The 18,893-nt window shown below is 56.4% G+C and carries 22 protein-coding genes and 1 pseudogene; 17 read left to right on the forward strand and 6 right to left on the reverse strand.

Annotated features, from left to right (window positions below; translation table 11 throughout):
- The first annotated feature begins 133 nt into the window (after nt 1–133).
- From ACIQV9_RS18870 to ACIQV9_RS18895, 6 genes are all read left to right on the forward strand, one after another.
- Nucleotides 134–748 (forward strand): DsbA family protein, encoded by a 615-nt coding sequence (locus ACIQV9_RS18870; RefSeq protein ID WP_403104411.1) that lies wholly within the window; start codon nt 134–136, stop codon nt 746–748.
- A 232-nt stretch (nt 749–980) separates the two neighbouring features.
- Nucleotides 981–2,267: an OprD family porin gene (locus ACIQV9_RS18875; protein ID WP_403104413.1), complete on the forward strand. Its 1,287-nt coding sequence runs from the start codon at nt 981–983 to the stop codon at nt 2,265–2,267.
- A 232-nt stretch (nt 2,268–2,499) separates the two neighbouring features.
- Nucleotides 2,500–3,249: a 2OG-Fe dioxygenase family protein gene (locus ACIQV9_RS18880; RefSeq protein ID WP_403104414.1), complete on the forward strand. Its 750-nt coding sequence runs from the start codon at nt 2,500–2,502 to the stop codon at nt 3,247–3,249.
- Between the two features lie 46 nt (nt 3,250–3,295).
- Complete coding sequence (locus tag ACIQV9_RS18885; protein WP_403104506.1) at nt 3,296–3,709, forward strand: GNAT family N-acetyltransferase; 414 nt, start codon at nt 3,296–3,298, stop codon at nt 3,707–3,709.
- Nucleotides 3,706–4,422, forward strand: a complete 717-nt coding sequence (locus ACIQV9_RS18890; protein WP_403104416.1) for an AzlC family ABC transporter permease — start codon at nt 3,706–3,708, stop codon at nt 4,420–4,422. The genes ACIQV9_RS18885 and ACIQV9_RS18890 overlap by 4 nt, the downstream gene beginning before the upstream one ends.
- Nucleotides 4,401–4,718, forward strand: a complete 318-nt coding sequence (locus ACIQV9_RS18895; protein WP_403104418.1) for an AzlD domain-containing protein — start codon at nt 4,401–4,403, stop codon at nt 4,716–4,718. Before ACIQV9_RS18890 ends, ACIQV9_RS18895 begins: the two co-directional genes overlap by 22 nt.
- Here the strand turns inward: ACIQV9_RS18895 and ACIQV9_RS18900 are convergent.
- The gene (locus tag ACIQV9_RS18900) at nt 4,635–5,561 is read right to left on the reverse strand and encodes a LysR family transcriptional regulator (RefSeq protein ID WP_042932449.1); all 927 of its coding nucleotides are present in this window, start codon (nt 5,559–5,561) and stop codon (nt 4,635–4,637) included. The genes ACIQV9_RS18895 and ACIQV9_RS18900 overlap by 84 nt on opposite strands.
- 510 nt (nt 5,562–6,071) lie before the next feature.
- Nucleotides 6,072–6,278 (reverse strand): hypothetical protein, encoded by a 207-nt coding sequence (locus ACIQV9_RS18905; RefSeq protein ID WP_403104421.1) that lies wholly within the window; start codon nt 6,276–6,278, stop codon nt 6,072–6,074.
- Nucleotides 6,279–6,346: 68 nt separating this feature from the next.
- On the opposite strand from ACIQV9_RS18905, the gene ACIQV9_RS18910 reads away from it, so the two are divergent.
- From ACIQV9_RS18910 to ACIQV9_RS18925, 4 genes are read left to right on the forward strand one after another with little or no spacing between them, the layout of a single operon-like run.
- Nucleotides 6,347–7,360 carry a 2-keto-3-deoxygluconate permease gene (locus tag ACIQV9_RS18910; protein ID WP_077747522.1) on the forward strand — a complete coding sequence of 338 codons (1,014 nt, stop codon included), beginning with the start codon at nt 6,347–6,349 and terminating at the stop codon, nt 7,358–7,360.
- A complete protein-coding gene (locus ACIQV9_RS18915) occupies nt 7,357–8,649 on the forward strand; it encodes a four-carbon acid sugar kinase family protein (protein ID WP_403104424.1) in 1,293 nt (430 codons plus the stop codon). The genes ACIQV9_RS18910 and ACIQV9_RS18915 overlap by 4 nt, the downstream gene beginning before the upstream one ends.
- A gap of 5 nt (nt 8,650–8,654) precedes the next feature.
- Complete coding sequence (gene pdxA / locus ACIQV9_RS18920; protein ID WP_403104425.1) at nt 8,655–9,656, forward strand: 4-hydroxythreonine-4-phosphate dehydrogenase PdxA; 1,002 nt, start codon at nt 8,655–8,657, stop codon at nt 9,654–9,656.
- Between the two features lie 55 nt (nt 9,657–9,711).
- Complete coding sequence (locus tag ACIQV9_RS18925; RefSeq protein ID WP_403104427.1) at nt 9,712–10,491, forward strand: DeoR/GlpR family DNA-binding transcription regulator; 780 nt, start codon at nt 9,712–9,714, stop codon at nt 10,489–10,491.
- Nucleotides 10,492–10,642: 151 nt separating this feature from the next.
- Here the strand turns inward: ACIQV9_RS18925 and ACIQV9_RS18930 are convergent, their stop codons facing one another.
- Nucleotides 10,643–10,936, reverse strand: a complete 294-nt coding sequence (locus ACIQV9_RS18930; RefSeq protein ID WP_403104428.1) for a DUF3077 domain-containing protein — start codon at nt 10,934–10,936, stop codon at nt 10,643–10,645.
- A 777-nt stretch (nt 10,937–11,713) separates the two neighbouring features.
- Between ACIQV9_RS18930 and ACIQV9_RS18935 the strand changes: the two genes are divergently transcribed.
- Nucleotides 11,714–12,061 (forward strand): type II toxin-antitoxin system RelE/ParE family toxin, encoded by a 348-nt coding sequence (locus ACIQV9_RS18935; RefSeq protein WP_403104430.1) that lies wholly within the window; start codon nt 11,714–11,716, stop codon nt 12,059–12,061.
- Here ACIQV9_RS18935 and ACIQV9_RS18940 read toward each other — a convergent pair.
- The gene (locus tag ACIQV9_RS18940; protein ID WP_403104432.1) at nt 12,058–12,381 is read right to left on the reverse strand and encodes a helix-turn-helix domain-containing protein; all 324 of its coding nucleotides are present in this window, start codon (nt 12,379–12,381) and stop codon (nt 12,058–12,060) included. The two genes, ACIQV9_RS18935 and ACIQV9_RS18940, sit on opposite strands and share 4 nt — an antisense overlap.
- 222 nt (nt 12,382–12,603) lie before the next feature.
- On the opposite strand from ACIQV9_RS18940, the gene ACIQV9_RS18945 reads away from it, so the two are divergent.
- Genes ACIQV9_RS18945 through ACIQV9_RS18955 form a run of 3 tightly spaced genes read left to right on the forward strand, consistent with a single transcriptional unit; the run spans nt 12,604 to nt 14,232 of the window.
- The gene (locus ACIQV9_RS18945; protein WP_077747530.1) at nt 12,604–12,825 is read left to right on the forward strand and encodes a 4-oxalocrotonate tautomerase family protein; all 222 of its coding nucleotides are present in this window, start codon (nt 12,604–12,606) and stop codon (nt 12,823–12,825) included.
- Nucleotides 12,822–13,478, forward strand: a complete 657-nt coding sequence (locus ACIQV9_RS18950; protein ID WP_403104434.1) for a DsbA family oxidoreductase — start codon at nt 12,822–12,824, stop codon at nt 13,476–13,478. The genes ACIQV9_RS18945 and ACIQV9_RS18950 overlap by 4 nt, the downstream gene beginning before the upstream one ends.
- A gap of 43 nt (nt 13,479–13,521) precedes the next feature.
- The gene (locus ACIQV9_RS18955) at nt 13,522–14,232 is read left to right on the forward strand and encodes an SDR family NAD(P)-dependent oxidoreductase (RefSeq protein WP_403104436.1); all 711 of its coding nucleotides are present in this window, start codon (nt 13,522–13,524) and stop codon (nt 14,230–14,232) included.
- Nucleotides 14,233–14,383: 151 nt separating this feature from the next.
- Here the strand turns inward: ACIQV9_RS18955 and ACIQV9_RS18960 are convergent, their stop codons facing one another.
- Together ACIQV9_RS18960 and ACIQV9_RS18965 are read right to left on the reverse strand one after the other, a co-directional pair.
- Nucleotides 14,384–14,596 (reverse strand): hypothetical protein, encoded by a 213-nt coding sequence (locus ACIQV9_RS18960; RefSeq protein ID WP_403104438.1) that lies wholly within the window; start codon nt 14,594–14,596, stop codon nt 14,384–14,386.
- A 559-nt stretch (nt 14,597–15,155) separates the two neighbouring features.
- Nucleotides 15,156–16,055, reverse strand: a complete 900-nt coding sequence (locus ACIQV9_RS18965; protein ID WP_403104440.1) for a LysR substrate-binding domain-containing protein — start codon at nt 16,053–16,055, stop codon at nt 15,156–15,158.
- 157 nt (nt 16,056–16,212) lie between these two features.
- Here ACIQV9_RS18965 and ACIQV9_RS18970 point away from each other — a divergent pair, with 157 nt between their 5' ends.
- The 3 genes and pseudogenes from ACIQV9_RS18970 (at nt 16,213) to ACIQV9_RS18980 (ending at nt 18,766) form a co-directional block, all read left to right on the forward strand.
- Nucleotides 16,213–17,772, forward strand: coding sequence for an MFS transporter (locus ACIQV9_RS18970; protein ID WP_403104442.1), 1,560 nt, complete (start codon nt 16,213–16,215; stop codon nt 17,770–17,772).
- Nucleotides 17,769–18,008 (forward strand): annotated as a pseudogene (locus tag ACIQV9_RS18975) (LLM class flavin-dependent oxidoreductase); the annotation flags it as partial. The gene ACIQV9_RS18970 and the pseudogene ACIQV9_RS18975, both read left to right, overlap by 4 nt.
- A gap of 116 nt (nt 18,009–18,124) precedes the next feature.
- Nucleotides 18,125–18,766: a BRCT domain-containing protein gene (locus ACIQV9_RS18980; RefSeq protein WP_403104444.1), complete on the forward strand. Its 642-nt coding sequence runs from the start codon at nt 18,125–18,127 to the stop codon at nt 18,764–18,766.
- The last annotated feature ends 127 nt before the right edge of the window (nt 18,767–18,893 follow it).

The raw sequence follows: 18,893 nt of genomic DNA on the forward strand, positions 1-18,893 counted from the left end.
GTGTCGAGATTGCTACAGAGGCTTGCCGAGGCCATTCGACCGATTCATGAAACAGACTGAAAGCCATTCCAGCGTTTTTCCGCAACGGTCCGAGGATTAGTCTGCCGGCATCAAATTTTCCTGATGGCCCCCTATGATCCTTCATTACATTTACGACCCTTTGTGCGGCTGGTGCTACGGCGCCAAACCGCTGGTGCAAGCCGCTCAAGGCGTGTTGCCGGTGATCATCCACGGTGGCGGCATGATGAGCGGCGCCAACCGCCAAGCCGTATCGCCACAACTGCGCAACTACGTGATGCCCCACGACCGGCGCATCGCCGAATACACCGGCCAACCCTTCGGCGAAGCGTATTTCGAAGGTTTGCTACGCGACGAAACGGCAGTGTTCGATTCCGCCCCGCCCATCGCTGCGGTGTTGGCCGCCGAACACATCGCCGGCCGTGGGCTTGAGTTACTGGGGCGTTTGCAAACCGCTCATTACGTGGAAGGGCGGCGCATTGCCGATGAAGCGGTTTTATTTGGACTGGCAAAAGACATTGCTCTTGAATCTGATGCCTTCGCGTCAGCCTTCAGAAACACCGACACTGATCGTCACATCAAGGACAGTCGCGCATTGCTGGCCCGTTTCGGTGGTCAGGGTTTTCCGACCCTGGCGTTGGAGCAAAATGGCCAGTTCACCGTGGTAGATATCAGTCCTTGGCTTGGAAAGCCGGAGGCATTCGCGTCCTGGCTTGTTCAGTCCGCTTAGATGTTTTTCGCCTATGGATAGACGATTCATCAAATTGACACAGGCTTCTGGGCGCGGCTACGATCGCGCCCAACGCCTGTGGCTAACCGCCATGACTCAACAAAATAATAAAAAGGCCCGCCACTTTTCTCGTGGGCGGGCCTTTTTGTTTTGGGGTGAAAAAAGAGTGCGATAGCGCCGTTTCAGCCGTTCGACACAGCGCGTATCAACCGGTAATAAGGAAAAGAACAAAATGTTGAATAAGCGAATCAGCCTGATCGCTCTGGGGATGTTGAGCGCTACACAGGCCATGGCTAACGACCAGGCCGAATCCAAGGGATTTGTTGAAGACAGCAGCCTCAAAGTGCTGCTGCGCAACGCCTACATCAATCGTGATTACAAAGACGGCAACCCGGACAAAGCCGAATGGGGCCAAGCGGCCATTGGTACCTTCTCGTCCGGTTTCACCCAAGGCACCATCGGTGTCGGTGTGGATGCATTCGGTCTGTACGCACTGCGTCTGGATGGCGGCAAGGGTCGCACCGGGGCACAAGGCATCGACTTCTTTAAAAAGGGCGACAGCGGTAACGCGGCTGACGACCTGTCCAAGGGCGGCGCAGCAGTCAAATTCCGTCTCTCCAGCACCACGCTGACCTACGGCGACCAGATGCCGGCCCTGCCGGTGCTGAGCTACGACAACGTGCGCCTGCTTCCAGAAAGCTACACCGGCACCTTGATCACCTCCAAGGAGATCAAAGGCCTGGAGCTGAACGCCGGTCGCTTCACCGCCGAGTCGCGCAAAAGCGCTGAAGGCCGTGACAGTGGTGGCCTGAAGTCGATCAACGTGTTGGGCGGTAGCTATCAGTTCACCGAGCAATTCAAGGCTGCGCTGTACGCATCCGACGTTGAAGACGTGCTGAAGAAGCAATACGTGAACGCCAACTACGTGTTCCCGATCGACAAGGATCAGTCCCTGACCCTTGACTTCAACGGCTATCGCACCAAGCTGGACGATTCCTACGTCCGCCAAACCGGTGCCACCGGCGACGACAACAAGATCTGGAGCCTGGCAGCGACCTTCGCCACCGGCCCGCATTCGCTCACTCTCGCTCACCAGCGCAGCACCGGCGACAGCAACCTGGGCTACGCCTACGGCGGCTATCAGAAGGGTCAAGGTCGTGTCGGCGACGGTGGCAACACCATCTACCTGGCGAACTCCTACTGGTCCGACTTCAACGCCGAAGACGAGCGCAGCTGGCAGCTGGGCTACGGTCTGGACTTCAGCACCTTCGGTATTCCGGGGCTGAGCTACAACTTCGCTTACGTGCGCGGTGACAACATCACCACGTCCACCAGCGAAGGCGGCACCGAGCGTGAAATCTTCAACCAGTTCAAGTACGTCGTGCAAACCGGCCCGGCCAAAGACCTGAGCGTGAAACTGCGCAGCTCGATCCTGCGCGTTTCGCAGAAATCCAGCGAGTACAACGTCAGCGGCAACGAAGTGCGTGTGTTCGTGGATTACCCGATCAACATCTTCTGATGATCGATTGAGTGTTCGACACTCGATAAAAAACCCCGACTGGCTCGGGGTTTTTTTTCGCCTGAGAACCTTCGAAAAACGCATAAAACGGCCTTTTTCGATCATGAAAAGTCGAATTGAAGCAACGTCCTGCCCCGTTTCAAGTAGCGCTTGATATGCCTCAAATTCTTTCTCATGGACGTAAATCCTGTGCTCTCTAGATTAGGCTGCTAAATGCACGGAGATTTTGAAAATGATCGTTTTGAACAAAGAAGTAGGTGAGTTTCTACGGCGTGACAAATATGCCAACGTCCGGGGTGCTGACTTCAATCTTTTCGGTCATTTCAACGATTTCGTCAGATTGACCAGAAGTTGGGAAAACATGGAGCCAGACAGTTACTACGGTCAGGCTGAGGCGGGTATGCGCTATCGTCGCTACAGCGATTTCGAGTACAACCCGGTCACGCGCGACCTGAAGCAGCTGGAACACCGCGCGTATGTTCAGTCCAAGGCGAACAACAGTTACGTTGGCGGGATGGTTCGGCACTTCCAGGACTTCTCTGATGAAATCATCAGTTCGCCGGTGATGCGCAGCCTGATCGACACCGACTTCGAAGTGTACAAAAACGTCTTGCCACCTGAGTTGCACGACGAAATCTGGCAGTGCCAGATTCATCAGATCCGCATCGAGATCAAGCCTGGCAAACAACTGGAAATCACCCCGGAAGGTATTCACTGCGACGGTTATCCGTTCAGCGGCGTGCACTTCTGGGGACGCAATAACGTTGAAGGGGCAGAGAGCCGTTTGTACGAAGCTCAAAATCAAGAGCAAGTGGCGTCGACGACTTATCAAGAAATCCTCGACACCACCTACTTTCTCGATCGCGACATGCGTCACTACGTGACACCGGCACGCAATACCCATTCTCACGACATGGCGTACCGGCAGATTCTGGCGATCTCTTTCTCGCGGCCCGGGACCGCTTTCGACATTGTTCGCTGAACAGTACAACGCCGTGATCAGCCTCGCCGAGTGCCCTGCACCGGTGATGCTGAGGCGTACGACAGCCAAGGATGCACAGCGCCTGGAGCGCTTCTTTCGGCAATTCGATGAAGTGTCTTTCTGTGAATGGCAGGACGCCAAATGCCTGCGCGGTGTGCTGGTGCAGAAGACCACCACCGCGTTTATCGCGCTGGACGTCAGTGGCGAAATCGTCGGCGCGGTGTTGGGCGGAATGCTCGGCAGTCGCGGCACGATCAACCACCTCGCAGTGAGCCCGGATTACCGCAGCCAGGGCGTCGGTCAACGCCTGGTTGAAGCGGCATCTTCAGACATGAAACGTGTGGGCGTGCTGCGGATGTTCCTGTTTGTCGACGATGCTAACCTTGCCGGCCAGCGCTTCTGGAGTGCCCAGGGTTTTTGCGAACCGCGCGGCGAAAGAACATTTGAGAGGGACCTATGAATGAGACGTCCAGCAGTCAGCCGCTGATGGTCGAGCCGCACGCTTCGCGCACCTTCGCCGAAGCCAGCCCGGTGGTTGCGGGTTACTTCACGGTGTCGTTTGTGTTCGGTTTGATGGCGGTCAATGCCGGTTTGCCCGTGTGGCTGCCGGTCGCCATGTGCCTGTTCGTTTATGCCGGCGCTTCGCAGTTCGCTGCCCTGGCGCTGATTTCCAGCGGCGCTTCGCTCACCACCATCATCCTCACCACATTTCTGATCAACGCACGGCATATGCTGATGTCGGTCTACATGGCCAAGGCGTTGCAGGCGATGGGTCTCAGTCGAATGGAACGCTGGTGTTACGCGGGCGGGCTGACCGATGAGTCGTTTGCCTTTCACAGCGTCAAACTGGGCAAAGGCTCGCCAGTCAACGTGCGTTACCTGATCGGTTTCAATCTGTATTGCCACACCTCGTGGGTGCTCGGCGGTTTGCTGGGGGCGATTTGCGCGCAGTACGCGGCGCACTTGATCCAGTATCAGCTCGACTATGCGCTGACCGCGATGATGCTCTACGTGCTGGTGTCGCTGTGCAACACGCGTAACAAACTTATCGCCGCACTGGCCGCCGTCGCCTGCATGGGCGCGCTGAGCCTGGTCGGCAGCTCGCCCTTCAACGTCTTCATCGCCACATTCGTGGGCTGCGGGGTGGGCGTATGCCTGACCAAACGTTCCTGATCCTGGTGGTCGCGCTGATGATGGCCGTGACCTTCCTGCCGCGTGCATTGCCGCTGCAAGTGAACACTGACCATTGGCCGCCCTTCGTCGCCCGGGCGCTGGAATACTTGCCGGTGGCGATCGTCGCTGCAATCAGCCTTACGCCGTTGTTGATCAAGGATCAGCACGTGCAGCTCGATCGCCCGGAATTTTATGCCGCGATTCCGACGTTGTTATGTGCGTATTTCAGCAAAAACCTCTTTCTCTCCGTTGCGATGGGAACGGCTGCGTACATTGCGCTCGGCTCGTTCATGTAGCGGGAGGTCGACCACATCGTGCAAGGCCTGCCCCGACAACTCCGGATTATTGATCGCCAACCGCACTTCGAGGGCGTCCTCGAAGCCGGGGAAAATCGTCAGGCCATTCCGCTGGGCCGCATCCCGCGAGACCATTCCGAGGCCGTCCATCTGCGTGATCAACGACAACGTCAGGGTTTCGCTGCACGAATACACCATCCGCTTGCCCGACTCGTAATTGCCCAGACCGGCGTCGAGAAAGCGCAAAAAGCTGTGGGAATACGGACAATCGTCCGCCGGACGCACCTGAAACTTATTGCCGAGCAACACCAGCGGATCATGTTCCTGACCGCAATGCGCACCCACCACCTGCACCTGGACCTCGGGCAGGATGATGCTGGGCAACCCCGGTTTCTGCGGACCGATCAGCACGGCCAGGTCGAAGTCCTCATTCTTCAACTTGCTGAGGTTTTCCATCGACTCGGCGTAGCTGAATTCCAGCTGATAGTCGGGAAACACCTCAATCAGGCGTCCGATCATTCGCCGATTGAAGTCAGCCGACAGCGTCGTGTTCAGCGCCACCTTGAGCGTGCGCTGCCCAGGCACCTTCAATGCCGCGACTTTTTCTTCCAGTTGCCGCGTGGCAACCAACACCTTGTCCATGTAAGGCGTGAGCTCCGTGCCTTGCGTGGTCAGGGTCAATCCCTTGTTGGAGCGACGAAATAACCTAAAACCGAACTGTTCTTCGACCTTGTTCAACTGCGCGGCCAACGCCTGCACCGTTAAACAGGAATGCTCTGCCGCCGCCGACAAAGAGCCGGTCTGAACAATGCGCATCAGGTTGCGTAGGGTTCTGCTATCCATTGGGTAATGCCCTCTAAAGTGGGCTGGCTATTGTTGAGTACCTGGCCGCCGGTTGGGCGATACGTGCTGGCTATAATCCTGCACATGAACACGCTTGTCCCGAGTTTAGTAGCGAAATGATGCTGCGTCCGATGGCTGGAGGCTTACATAGAGTCGAGGTTTTTTGGGGAGGGGTGGGTGATTAGGGTCAAAAAAATGCTCGGACCGGGAGGTTTGGGCATTTTTTTTGTTGAAACTCACTGCGTTGTGGGGTTTTTTCATGCGAAAGAAGCACGAGAATTTCGCCAGCAGTTCGACTCGATTGAGGACATGCAGAGGTGAAAGCGAAACGGGAGGCAAAGCCCTGACTGGTCGGGGCTTTTTTTCGCCAATAAAAAAGCAGCCTGAGAGGCTAATGCCAGTTAATTAGGTCGTAACGCGATCGGTAGCAGCTGTCGCAGCCTGCGTCCGGCTGCGCAGCAGTCGTAAAATCAGACAATGGGTGTTTCAGGAAGACGGCAAATTCAGGTTTTACGACTGCTGCGCAGCCGGACGCAGGCTTCGCCAGCTGCTACAAAATTGCATTGCGGCGGAAATTGCTTTCAATGGGCGTTGTGCCAGCGAGGGCATGTCATTCCGAGGTTTTTTTCCTCCACAAATGATCAAAACGATCATTTGAATGATTGGTTTGCGCAAATAAGGCCGATAACCTAAGATAATTTTGACTGGCTCAATCATCAAATGATCGATCCAGTCAGTTTCGAGGTGATAAACGTCTTACCAAACAATTATAAAAGGAGACCCTCGTGGCCCAAATTCCTATCAAGCGCACCATTGAACGCATCCCTGGCGGCATGATGATTGTCCCGCTGCTGATCGGTTCGCTGGTGGCTACATTCCTTCCCGACACACCAAAGTTTTTCGGCTCCTTCACCAATGCGCTGTTCACTGGGGCGTTACCCATCCTCGCGGTGTTCTACGTTTGCATGGGCGCGAGCATCAATATCAAGGCCACACCTTATCTGCTGAAGAAGGGCGGCACGCTGCTCATCACGAAAGTCGGCATCGCCGTGCTGATCGGCATTGTGCTCGGGCATTTCCTGGGCGAGCAGCCGATTTCATCTGGCCTCTTCGCCGGTATATCGACATTGGCAGTCGTTGCCGCAATGAACGACACCAACGGCGGCCTGTACATGGCGCTGATGGGTCAATACGGTCGCTCCGAAGACGTTGGCGCCTACTCGGTCATGTCCCTGGAGTCTGGACCGTTTCTGACAATGGTCACCCTGGGAATCGCCGGCCTGTCGGCGTTCCCTTGGCCGACGCTGGTGGGCAGCATCCTGCCACTGGCCCTCGGCATGCTGTTGGGCAATCTCGACCGTGACATGCGCGACTTTCTGGCCAAGGCTGTTCCGGTGATGATCCCGTTCTTCGCCCTGGCCCTCGGCGCCAGCCTGGATTTGCATAACGTTTGGCAGGCCGGTTTGTTGGGTCTCGGCATGGGCGTTGCGGTGGTCGTTCTGACCGGCATTCCGCTGTTCTTCGCCGATCGCTTGACCGGTGGCACGGGCGTCGCGGGTGTTGCCGCAGCCACCACCGCCGGGAATGCCGCCGCTGTCCCTGCACTGATTGCAGCCGCCAATCCGGTGTATGCCGAAGCAGCCAAGAGCGCGACCATTCTTGTAGCCGCCTGCGTCGTAGTCACTGCGATTCTCGCGCCGCTGCTCACCGCCGCCGTCGCCAAACGCGTGCAGCAGCGCAACCCGGTCGTCATACCCGAGCCGGGGATCGAACCTCAAAAGCAGGAGGCGTTGCGATGAGGATTCTGATCATCGCAGACGATCTGTCGGGCGCGGCGGATTGCGCCATTGGCTTTGCGAGCGTGGGGATGCAAACGGTCGTCACGCTCGACCCCTTGAATGACAAGGCCGACGCTCAGGTGATCGCCGCCGATACGGACACTCGGCGCCTCTCGCCGGCGCAGGCCGCCGAGCGTACCGTCGCCGCGTTCAAGGCACTGCATCAACCCGGGCAGCGGCTGTACAAGAAAATCGACTCGACGCTGCGCGGCAACATGGCGGCCGAAGTCGCCGCCCTGCAACCGTTGGCCGGCCTGGCCATCGTCGCCCCGGCGTTCCCCGCCACCGGGCGAACGTTGCGCGGCGGTCGGGTGTTCGTGAACGGCCAGCCGCTGGAAACCACCGATACCTGGAAACTGGAAAACGCCGACCGTCCGGCCGATGTCGAAGCAATGCTCGTTGCCGCTGGCCTGAGCACCGCGAAGCTCGACCTCGACACCTTGCGTGGCAACGAAAAAGCCCTCGAGCGGCACATTGCTGAGATTGTCGGCAATGGCACGCAGGCGTTGATCGTCGATGCGCAAACCGAAGACGACCTGCTGACCCTCGCTCGCCTGACCGCCTCGATGGAACAGCCGCTGTTCTGGATCGGTTCGGGCGGCTTGGCGCGGGAAATCGCCAGTCTTCCTGCCAGCCTTTCTGATAGCTCCGAAGTACGTTTCACGGCCATCGAACCCGATGCCCTCGAAAAAAGTCAGGCGCCGATTCTGATACTCGTCGGCAGCCTCTCCGGCGTCTGCGAGCGACAGTGCGCTTTGCTCAAAGAACGTGGCGGCGTCAGCGAATTGGTCGTCCCGCCCGAGGTCCTTCGCCAAGGCACAACTCATGGCGATTGGGCACTCTGGCAATCGCGCATCGGCGAGCAACTGGACGGCTGGAGTGACCTGCTGCTGCGCATCGGTCGCGATGAAGCGTTCGATCCCCAAGAGGGCGCGCAACTCTCGACCATGCTCGCCGTGCTGGTAGAGCCGCATTTCGCCAAGGTCGGCGGCCTGATCGCCACGGGCGGCGAGACGGCCCGGGCCATATTGACCACCGTCGGCATCGACAGTCTGCAACTGCTGACCGAAATCGAAGCCGGCGTCGCCTTCGCCCGCCCGACCGTTTCCCGCCAGGGCCATCGTCCCGGCATCGTTACCAAAGCCGGCGCGTTCGGCACCGACAACGCCTTGTATGCGGCATGGCAACACCTGAGCGACAGCGCCGATCGCTCCCCGCCCCAACGCACACGAATCCAAGGACTCGAATGAACACTATGAGCAACTACCTCCCCATCATCGGCATCACCATGGGCGACGCCACCGGCGTCGGCCCGGAGATCATCGTCAAGAGCCTGACTCACGACATCGTCTACCAACAATGCCGGCCGCTGGTGATCGGCGATGCCCGCCGTCTCGAACAGGCCAACGTCATCGTCGGCGGCAGCGCCAAAGTGCGCCGCATCGAGACCGCCGCCCAGGCCTTGTACGAGGCCGGCACCATTGACTGCATCGATCTCGACCTGATTCCCGACGACCTGCCGTTCGGCGAACTGTCGTCGATCGCCGGTGACGCCGCCTATCAATACATCGCCCGCGCGGTGCAACTCGCCGAGGCCAAGCAGATTGATGCGATCTGCACCGCGCCGCTGAACAAGGAAGCGCTGCACGCCGGCGGCCACAAGTACCCCGGCCACACCGAAATGCTCGCGCACCTGACCAACGTCGATGAAGTGTCGATGATGCTGGTCGCGCCGCAACTGCGGGTGATCCACGTCACGACCCACATCGGCATCATCGATGCGATCCGCAAGATCGAACCGGGGCTGGTCCAGCGCACCATCGAGCGCGGCAATGACACGCTGATCAAGGCCGGCATCGCCAAACCGCGAATCGGCGTGTGCGGGATCAATCCCCATGCCGGTGAAAACGGTTTGTTCGGTTATGGCGAAGAGGAAGAAAAAATCATCCCTGCGGTGAAGCTGCTGCAGGAACGCGGCCTCGACGTCACTGGCCCGCTGCCCGCCGACACGCTGTTCTTTCGCGCCGGCCGCGGCGACTTTGATCTCGTGGTGGCGATGTATCACGACCAAGGCCACGGCCCGGTCAAAGTGCTGGGACTTGAAGCGGGCGTAAACGTGACCGTCGGCCTCGACGTAATCCGTACCTCGGTCGACCACGGCACGGCTTTCGACATCGCCGGCAAGGGCATTGCCGACGAACGCAGCCTGCTCGAAGCGCTACGCCAGGGTGCGGAGCTTGCCACGCGACGGGGATGAGCCGCGCGGGCGCTGTCGTGTAAGATCGACCACCGTCCCCACAACGAGACCCGCCATGAAAGCCTCCGAACGCCACCGCGCCATCCTCGATCTTGTTCGCATTGGCGATGCCAACGTCGAGCAATTGAGCGCGGCGCTCGGGGTCTCGGAAGCGACGGTGCGACGCGACCTGACCATGCTTGCCAAACAGCGGCACCTGGTGCGGACCTATGGCGGCGCCACTTCGGTTGTCGGCGTTCACGAGCCGGAAGCCTCGCTCGAAGAACGCAAGACGTCTCAATGGGAGCAAAAAGATGCCATCGCCCAGGCTGCGGCGGCCCACGTTCAGGACGGCGATACCGTGTTGCTTGATGGCGGCACCACCTGTGCCGCGCTGGCCCATCATTTGTGTTCGCGACAAGACGTGCATGTGGTGACCAACAACCTGCTCGCCGTGATGACCTTGGCCAATGCGCCGGGTGTGCGGTTGACGTTGATCGGTGGCGACCTGCGCGGTTCGAGCATGAGCACGTTGGGGCCGCTGGCGGAACTGACGTTGAGCCGGTTGAGTGTCGACAAGGCCTTTCTGGGTGCGGATGGTGTGGTCGCGGAGTTTGGTTTGTGTGAGGCGAGTGCGCAGCAGGCTTATTTGAAGGAATGCATCATCAAACGGGCGGCGCAGATTGTTGTCCTCGCGGACACTGACAAGTTGGGGCGCGCCCGACAGCAGCACTGGACGCCGATTGAGCGGGAGTGGCGGTTGATCACTGGCTCAACTGCGGATGAAGCTGCGCTTGCGCCGTTTTATGCGCTGAAGCAGATCACTGTGGAAACCGTGAGAGTCGATAACGCTTAAGGTTGTGAACGTTTTTGTGCAAAAGACCCAATTTATGATCGTTTTTATGCACGTGGATTCGTTTTTGCGCAAAAGGCATATGCCAACGCCCTCTCATTGATGCAAAAAGCCCCGATTGATTCGGGGCTTTTTTTGCGTGCGATTTAGATCATCACGATACGACGTTACTGGCTCGGTTGTTACATGGCGCGTCTAGCACCTTCACCACATCATCAATGATCGCCTTACTCATATCCTGCAAGTAATGCGATGCCCAGGCGTGGCGATCGGTGTCTCTAACCATGGCTGCGTCTGATGCGAGTAGCTTGGCGACGTGGAGCAGGTCGGAGGCGTGGGAGAGGGCTGCGATGACCGGGACGCCTGCGTTGATGCGGAACAGCGGTTGGTTGGCGTGGTAGGAGAAAGGGGTGAGGCCGATAGTTTTCACGTCTTGGGGGTTGGTCATTGAGCACCTCCGGTTTTTGGACGGTGGTGGGTGGTGACCGGTGTGGCAGAGATAGAGGTTTTGAACGGATCAATAGCGTGCATTTGCAATACTCCAAAATCAAAGTAGAGCTGCCGCGTTCGTTCTCAGGCGAATGGGTGGCAGCTGTGCGCAGGCTGAGAAACCGGTATGCACGACCCGGCAGACCCGAAGGTCTCCCACGCACAGCCGCCATTGCACGGAAATGCAGGCACAAAAAAACGCCGGCAATCGTGATTTAGGGCGCTGGTGCGCGCGCATATTACCCGGGTTCTCAGGCCCGGTCGCTGAATTGGCAGCGACGATCTGAAGGTATCTTGAGGGAGAGGGATGCGCAATCGTGGCCAGGTGGTGGCGTGGTTTGAAGGTTTTAGTGATTTTTATGGCTGAGCAATAATTATTGCTCAGCCATAATTTCCATAATTTGAAGAAGGCCTGCTGAGGCGGACGTTGAATTGGATCAGTTTCAAAAAGATTTGCTGGAATCTGTACGCGAAATGAATGAGAGCGGAGCCTTCCTATCGCTGAGGCTAGGCTGTCAATGCCGGAGCGTTTTGACTCGCTCATGTCGTTGCCAGCGACACGTCCTCATAACGTGTCGCAGAAACTGAAAAAATGCGACACGTAGCAAAACGGACTACATCAAAAGGGGGTGAGTCCTACGGAAAAAGAGGCCTGCGATAACTACTAAACAGCATCTCTTCAATCGTCTACTGGACGTTGAGAAGGCATCGACTGTTTCAGGTAGGAATCCATCATTTGAAGAGATTTGCTTTTGTAAGTGAAGCCGCGACTCGTGAGTACAGGGACTTGCCGGGCTGGGTTCAGGATGAGTTCGGGAAAGACCTGATGCGTGTGCAGTACGGCGGGGATCCAGAGCTGGCAATAAAGCAGCTGAGTTCAATCGGGGCGGGGGCGATTGAGTTGATTATCAATGGTAGCCCGGCATATCGATGCATCTACATCGCGAAGTATGCGGACACCATTTTCGTCCTTCATTCGTTCGTGAAAACGACGAATCGAACTGATCGTCACGCATTGGCTGTTGCGGAAGATCGGTTAAAGGAGCTCAAAAGAGAGCTTCGAAAAATGGGATGTATTGTCTAGCAGGCGTGAGCTTGTGAAATGACGATTTGAGGTAACGCGCCGACATCGTTGGATGGCAAGGTAAAAGTGGTGCGAAAGCCGAGTTTGTCCAGCATGTCCATCATTGCATCGATCGTAAATTTCTCGATCTTGCCAGTGGTGAGCTCTGAAACGCGTGATTGGGTGACGTTCAACCTAGCTGCGGCCTCACTCTGTTTGAGGCCCAGTTTTTTGATGCAGTCAGTGATGAAGATCGACAGCTCCATTTTCAGAGCCATTTTGCTAGCGACCTCCTCGTCATGCGTGACATGGAACGGGCTGTCGAAGAATTGAATTGCCATGAGCATTCACCTTTTCGGCTGATATCTAAAATTTACGATAAATGGAGGTTAGCGACTCATCATTTTTGATGCAAACTTTTTTTGTACTTGCACCAGCGCACCCATTACACCAAGTAACTAATGATGTTCCCGCCCCCACCTTTATCCCCTCCAGCTAACTCCATACATTGAGCTCCAACGCCGACCCATTCATTCCGAAGGGAAGGTCACTGGAGAGTCCTCATGCCTTTCGTAAGCGTACGCATCACCCGCGATGGCGTTACCTCTGAGCAGAAAGCTCAGGTGATCGCCGAAATCACTGAAACCCTGGAGCGTGTCCTGAAGAAGGATCCGCACCTGACCCACATCGTGATCGAAGAAGTCGATACCGATAACTGGGGCTACGCCGGCATCACCACCACCCAGTACCGAAAGCAGCTGGCTGAGGCGGAGGACAAGTCATGACCGCGTCCGTCTCCATCGATTTCATCTCCGACGTGGTGTGCCCGTGGTGCGCGTTGGGTGCGACGGCGCTGGAGCTGGCGATCGAGAACGTGGCCGGTGAGATTTCAGTGGAGCTGACCTACAAGCCCTTCGAGTTGAATCCGGACATGCCGGCAGTCGGCGAAAAAGCGGTCGAGCATTTGATGCGCAAATATGGACGGACCGCCGAGGACGTCGCCGCTGGTAAAGCGATGCAGATCGAACGGGGCGCGGCCCTGGGTTTCAAGTTCGATCTGGAGAAGCGCACTCACTTCTACAACACGTTTGATGCACATCGGCTGCTGTTGTGGGCGTTGCAGGAAGGGCGGCAGGTCGCTCTCAAGAAAATCCTGCTCCGTGCTTACTTCACCGACGGCCAGAACCCGAGCGATCGCGAGACGCTGGTTCGTGTGGCGGCTGAAGCAGGACTGGATGCGGCGGCTGCGCAAGAGGTGTTGGAGTCCGGCGCGTTTGCCAAAGAAGTGCGTGAGCTTGAAGCGTTTTACCGCCAGCACGGCATTAATTCGGTTCCGGCCATGGTGCTGAACGGTCGCCACCTGGTGTCCGGTTCGCAGTCGGTCGAGTACTACGAACAGATGTTGAGACAAATGGCCAAGGCCCCCGCCGAAGCCTGATTACTTACTTTTTCAAACCATCATTTATTAGTAGAGGTTCATCATGAGCAATTCGAAAAAAGTCATCGTTATCACTGGCGCATCCCAAGGCCTCGGCGCCGGCATGGTCAAAGCCTTCCGCGATCTGGACTACAAAGTCGTCGCCACTTCGCGTTCGATCAAACCGTCCACCGACCCGGACATCCTCACCGTGGCCGGCGACATCGGCGACCCGGCCGTCGCGCAGCAAGTGATCCGTGAAGCCGTCGCACGCTTTGGCCGCATCGACACCCTGGTCAACAACGCCGGGATCTTCGTCGCCAAGCCGTTCACTGCTTACACCCCTGAAGACTACGCTGCAGTGCTGTCGGTCAACCTGAATGGCTTCTTCTACATCACCCAACTCGCGATCACCGAGATGGAAAAACACGGCAAAGGCCACGTCGTCAGCATCACCACCAGCCTGACCGACCACGCGATTGACGGTGTGCCGTCGGTACTGGCTTCGCTGACTAAAGGTGGTTTAAACGCAGCGACCAAGTCTCTGGCCATTGAGTACGCCAAGCGTGGGATTCGGGTGAACGCGGTTTCTCCGGGCATCATCAAGACTCCGATGCATGGTGAAGAAACCCATGAAGCGCTGGGCAATCTGCATCCAGTCGGCCACATGGGCGAAATCAGCGACATCGCTCAAGCGGTTGTGTATCTGGACAACGCCAACTTTGTCACCGGCGAGATTCTGCACGTTGATGGTGGGCAGAGCGCTGGTCACTAAGAGCTGGCTTTTCAAACGCCAGAAACAACAAAGCCCTCGTATTTCTACGGGGGCTTTGTTTTTTTGGTGTCGGCACCAGATCTGAAAAATAGATCTGAGAATCATCTGGCCGGTCCCCCCACCTCTCGTAAGTGGCGAGTGATCCCATTCGCTACAGACAGGAAAGCTCCACATCTTCTTCGTCGGGGACTTCGTCCGTAACAATTACTCGTGCGTGCGCGCTGTGCTCGTCCTCCATACGCAAGCCGAAGTAGCGGGTATCGTTGGCGTCCCAAAATGCCTCTATCTGCGCCATGAGTGCATGTTCAAGCAGCACCTCGGCGCTGCGCTCCAAGATGATCGAGTAACGTCGTTCGGTGTTCATTACAAAGGAGCTCGCAACGGCGGAGTGAAGTGGCAGGTTGTGCATTAGCACTGATGCCATTATGCCGCCTCACTGATTTTCGACCTTGACCGCTCATCGTTTCGGGGAGATATGTAGATGCACGGTAGCAGAATTGGATGCATCGATTCCGCACGCAAGTGTTTTGGAAAAGCAGCCTTTGTCTTGGTCATTAGATCGTCGTTGGGTTTGACGGCCTCATCGCGAGCAAGCTCGCTCCCTCGAGTTCCTGCGTGGACAAAAAAGTGCTCGTTCCAGAAACAACAAAGCCCCTGCATTTCTGCAGGGGCTTTGTTTTGTATGGTGCGGCACCAAGAGTCGAATGGATATTTAACTATTTGCCATTAATGATTTTTCTGAAGGTAAATATTCTTTTCTACCTCTAAAACTACCCTTTACTTCTAGATAAGGAAGGTCCTCTCGCTCTTGGCCTAGCTGATGAGCTTGGCAAAGGGGCAGGACTGTCAAGTGGTGTGATTGTGACATCCTAGGCTAGGGTCGTTGCTGCGAGGTGAGCTGCGTCGGCGAGCAGATAAACGAACTATCCATGCAGGTCACTAGTAAATAGCTGACTGTGCATAAAATCTATGAATACCCGTAGTCTTAGAGAAAGGTGTTTGCTCGAGGGCCACAGAAGCCTGAACACCCCGGTGTGAACCGTATAGTCTGCTAACACCTGAACCAGTTCGCCGTTTTTGATGGACTTAGAAGTCATGAAGTCAGGTAGGCAAGCAATTCCCAAACCTGAACGAGCCACATCGACAATCACTTCAGTCGTGTTGCATACCATAGTCTGAGGTAGCTCGAAATCCGGCTCTCCAGTCTCAATGCGTAGCGGCCAAGGTTCAACCTTCCCAGTCGAAGGAAACTTGTGCAACAAACATGAGTGCGTAGCGAGTTCTGCTGGCCGTTTGGGTACACCGTACTGTGCGAGATAGTCCGGAGACGCCACAATCTGGAGCTGAAAGCCCCCCAGCCTTTTAGAAATCAACCGAGAGTCACTAGGCTCGCCTGTTCGCAACACAGCATCAAAGCCCTCCTCAATAACGTCGACCATTCGATCAGAAAAATCAATGTCGAGTTCTATTTCGGGGTAAGTGCGCATGAATTGAATGATTGCTGGCATCACTAGACCGCTGACTAGAGGCAAGCTAATTCGCAATTTGCCCCTCGGTTGTTCACGGGCATTGCTTAGCTCCATTTCTGCGGCTTCAAGCTCCGAAAGTATCCGTCGGCACCGCTCAAGAAACAGTGACCCTTCTAACGTCAGGGCAATACTGCGGGTGTTGCGCTGGAATAGGCGTACACCGAGTTTCTCCTCCAGCCGACCAATACTTTTACCGACGCCAGAAGAGGAAATACCTAGTCGTTTCCCTGCTTCTGTAAAGCTTCGAGTCTCAGCCACCAATACGAATAGTGAAATGCTGCCAAGCGATTCCAAGGGCTGCCCTCACTGCGGACACCAGCGTCCGATATGTTCGGATTATAGGCCTGTTTTTGTTTGCGGACGCAAGCCCTAACCTCTTGTCGGCCGATCACCGCGGACAACCGTGCGCTGAGGACCAACACCTCCGCACACCAATCAGGGAAACATTCAGATGAATTCAACACGCAGCGTTCAGGCGGCTCCCCAGTTTTTGAAGTGGATACAGTTATTCGCAGCTTGCCTGACAGGCGTTCTCATCCCGCTTTGCTTCACCGGGCCGGCAGTTGTCCTCTCTTCCATCAGCGCTGCCATGGGCGGATCTGCTGTCGAACTCAGCTGGGTCGTCAATGCATATATCCTGACTTATGGCAGCGCCATGATGGCGGCAGGGAGTCTGACGGATATCTATGGACGCAAGCGGGTATGGCTGATTGGTCTAGTAATCTTTGTGTTGTCTACCATTGCTATTCCCTTCTCTTCCACTGTTTTGCAGATTGATGTCCTACGGCTTGTACAGGGGTTGGGCGGAGCAGCTGCTTTCGCCGGCGCCATGTCGTCTCTAGCCCAGGTATTCCACGGTTCTGAACGCACCAAGGTTTTCAGTCTCCTTGGGACGACTTTCGGCATTGGATTAGCTTTCGGCCCATTGGCAGCGGGGCTACTGGTCGACTCCGCAGGCTGGAAATGGACGTTCCACGCTACGGCATTGATAGGCGTAGCGGGTTTCGTACTTGTCTGCGTGAGCGCGACTGATTCTAAAGACCCGGCTAACAATGGTATGGACTGGCCCGGTGCTCTCAGCTTCACGCCCGCACTAACCTTGTTTACCTATGGCATTCTCCTCGCGCCTGAGGATGGTTGGGCCAGCCCAATCGTTTTGGGAAGTGTCGCCGGCGCGATCTTGCTGTTCATGATATTCGTGCTGATAGAGCGCCGAACCAGTAGTCCTATGCTCGACCTTTCGTTGTTCAAGCAATCCAAGTTTGTTGGTGTGCAGATTCTTGCAGCGAGCCCTGCATTCTTTTTTGTCGTCCTCATCATCATGCTCCCAGCGCGATTCATCGGAGTCGATGGGCTTAGTGCTTTGCAGACCGGACAAATGATGATCGCACTGGCCGCACCGTTGTTGCTTGTGCCGTTTCTGGCTGCTCAGCTCGCGCGACACTACACCTCAGGGATGCTCTCGGCGATCGGGCTGATGCTGGTGGCTGTCGGACTGTTTTGGCTAGGCGTCGTGCTAGATAGCGGAGTCAGTAATGCGGTAATGCCTATGGCGCTGATCGGCATCGGCATTGGCCTGCCTTGGGGTTTGATGGATGGCATGGCCGTTAGCGTGGTTGAAAAAGAACGCGCGGGAATGGCCACAGGGATTTTTAACGCAGTTCGCGTTTCCGCCGACGGTATAGCCATCGCCGTCGCCGGGGCGTTGCTGGCGACGTTCATTCAATGGGGGCTATTCGACGCCGCCACGAATTTTGCACCACATCAGATTATGGAGGCATCCAGCCGGGCTGCGCTCGGCGATCTGCAGAACGCCGGCAACCAACTACCAGGGCAGTCAGAGCTTTTGCGCCACGAGTACGCGAACGCGTTTCGTCATCTGCTTTTCATCTTGGGCGCTGGCAGCGTGCTCACGGCAGTGGCTGTGTTCGCAACGCTCGGTCGAGTTAGCGCGCATGATCATCAACCAGTAGAAGCAGTCCGTCCCGTGATCGTGGGTGACCGCGAGTGATCGGGCGGATACGAACGAGCAGCGATTCCAATGAAGCTCACCCTGCGTTTTCCCGAGTGTTCGCACCAGGCCATCTTACGTTTGGCCTAATCGCGCCGCTGGAGGGATATCCCAACCTCATGGCTCCGACTATGCAAGATCATGTTGACTTGGCCCGACAAGCTGACGTCGCTGGTTTCTCAGCGATCTGGCTACGCGACGTGCCTCTGCTGGATCCGGAGTTTGAGGGGAAAGGGGACGGATCTATTTCCGGAATAAAGAGAGTGTTCGCGCAGCGGTGCTAGCTTTAAGCAGAATATTTACCCGCTAATACTTCGTTATTGAGCCGGACCTATGCCAAGGAAAACCCGTAATGGATCTACACCATGAGTTCGAGAACAGTAAATTCTTCCACTGCGCCCGTATCGATCGACGCGCCGCCGATGCCTTGGTGGGGTTGGCCGCAGGGATTACGGCGGACGGTGCCGTGAACATCACGGAAGCGGTTTTTCTAAAACAATGGCTGGAAAACAATCTCGCGCATCTGAACGATCCGGTGATCAATCTGCTGTATTCGCGTTTGGCGTGCATGCTTCAGGACAATGCTTTAGACATGGATGAGTCTTTGGAGCTGCTGAACATTCTGCGTAGTTTTTCTGGAGTGGGCATTGAGAGACCGGAAGTCGACGGTGCTGTTGCCGTGACCCCTACGGACCTTCCCTTCAATTCACCGATCCCTGATTTGGTGTGGGATGGCCGGACGTTTGTATTTACGGGTGTCATGGCTTTTGGGCCGCGAAAGGAATGTCAGGCGCTGGTCGAAGAACGAGGTGGTTTGATTGGAGGCGGTGTGAGAAAGAAGGTGCACTACCTGGTGGTCGGTAGTGTGGGTAATGAGCAGTGGCGCCACAGTACTTATGGAACGAAGATCATGAAGGCAGTGGAGTTGCGAGAGGCAGGAGCTTCGATTGCCATTGTGGGTGAGGATCATTGGCAAAGGATGCTGTTTGGTTGAGGTTGCTTCGTTTTTTCGAAGCCTTGGGCAACGCAGCCCTTTGTCTGGGTCAGTAGATCGTCGTTGGGTCTGACGGCCTCATCGCGAGCAGGCTCGCGCGGGTTCCAGAGTGTGGACAAAAAGTGGA

Source organism: Pseudomonas sp. NPDC099000 (assembly GCF_044759925.1).
Taxonomy (GTDB): Bacteria; Pseudomonadota; Gammaproteobacteria; order Pseudomonadales; family Pseudomonadaceae; genus Aquipseudomonas.

Bases quoted from the DNA above. Each gene is read 5' to 3' on its own strand.
- ACIQV9_RS18880 (WP_403104414.1), top strand. From the start codon at position 2,500: ATGATCGTTTTGAACAAAGAAGTAGGTGAGTTTCTACGGCGTGACAAA.
- ACIQV9_RS18895 (WP_403104418.1), top strand. From the start codon at position 4,401: ATGCCTGACCAAACGTTCCTGATCCTGGTGGTCGCGCTGATGATGGCC.
- ACIQV9_RS18955 (WP_403104436.1), top strand. From the start codon at position 13,522: ATGAGCAATTCGAAAAAAGTCATCGTTATCACTGGCGCATCCCAAGGC.
- ACIQV9_RS18970 (WP_403104442.1), top strand. From the start codon at position 16,213: ATGAATTCAACACGCAGCGTTCAGGCGGCTCCCCAGTTTTTGAAGTGG.
- ACIQV9_RS18875 (WP_403104413.1), top strand. From the start codon at position 981: ATGTTGAATAAGCGAATCAGCCTGATCGCTCTGGGGATGTTGAGCGCT.
- ACIQV9_RS18905 (WP_403104421.1), bottom strand. From the start codon at position 6,278: ATGATTGAGCCAGTCAAAATTATCTTAGGTTATCGGCCTTATTTGCGC.
- ACIQV9_RS18930 (WP_403104428.1), bottom strand. From the start codon at position 10,936: ATGACCAACCCCCAAGACGTGAAAACTATCGGCCTCACCCCTTTCTCC.
- ACIQV9_RS18945 (WP_077747530.1), top strand. From the start codon at position 12,604: ATGCCTTTCGTAAGCGTACGCATCACCCGCGATGGCGTTACCTCTGAG.
- ACIQV9_RS18870 (WP_403104411.1), top strand. From the start codon at position 134: ATGATCCTTCATTACATTTACGACCCTTTGTGCGGCTGGTGCTACGGC.
- ACIQV9_RS18900 (WP_042932449.1), bottom strand. From the start codon at position 5,561: ATGGATAGCAGAACCCTACGCAACCTGATGCGCATTGTTCAGACCGGC.
- ACIQV9_RS18980 (WP_403104444.1), top strand. From the start codon at position 18,125: ATGGATCTACACCATGAGTTCGAGAACAGTAAATTCTTCCACTGCGCC.
- pdxA (WP_403104425.1), top strand. From the start codon at position 8,655: ATGAGCAACTACCTCCCCATCATCGGCATCACCATGGGCGACGCCACC.
- ACIQV9_RS18940 (WP_403104432.1), bottom strand. From the start codon at position 12,381: ATGGCAATTCAATTCTTCGACAGCCCGTTCCATGTCACGCATGACGAG.
- ACIQV9_RS18890 (WP_403104416.1), top strand. From the start codon at position 3,706: ATGAATGAGACGTCCAGCAGTCAGCCGCTGATGGTCGAGCCGCACGCT.
- ACIQV9_RS18960 (WP_403104438.1), bottom strand. From the start codon at position 14,596: ATGAACACCGAACGACGTTACTCGATCATCTTGGAGCGCAGCGCCGAG.
- ACIQV9_RS18925 (WP_403104427.1), top strand. From the start codon at position 9,712: ATGAAAGCCTCCGAACGCCACCGCGCCATCCTCGATCTTGTTCGCATT.
- ACIQV9_RS18915 (WP_403104424.1), top strand. From the start codon at position 7,357: ATGAGGATTCTGATCATCGCAGACGATCTGTCGGGCGCGGCGGATTGC.
- ACIQV9_RS18950 (WP_403104434.1), top strand. From the start codon at position 12,822: ATGACCGCGTCCGTCTCCATCGATTTCATCTCCGACGTGGTGTGCCCG.
- ACIQV9_RS18885 (WP_403104506.1), top strand. From the start codon at position 3,296: ATGCTGAGGCGTACGACAGCCAAGGATGCACAGCGCCTGGAGCGCTTC.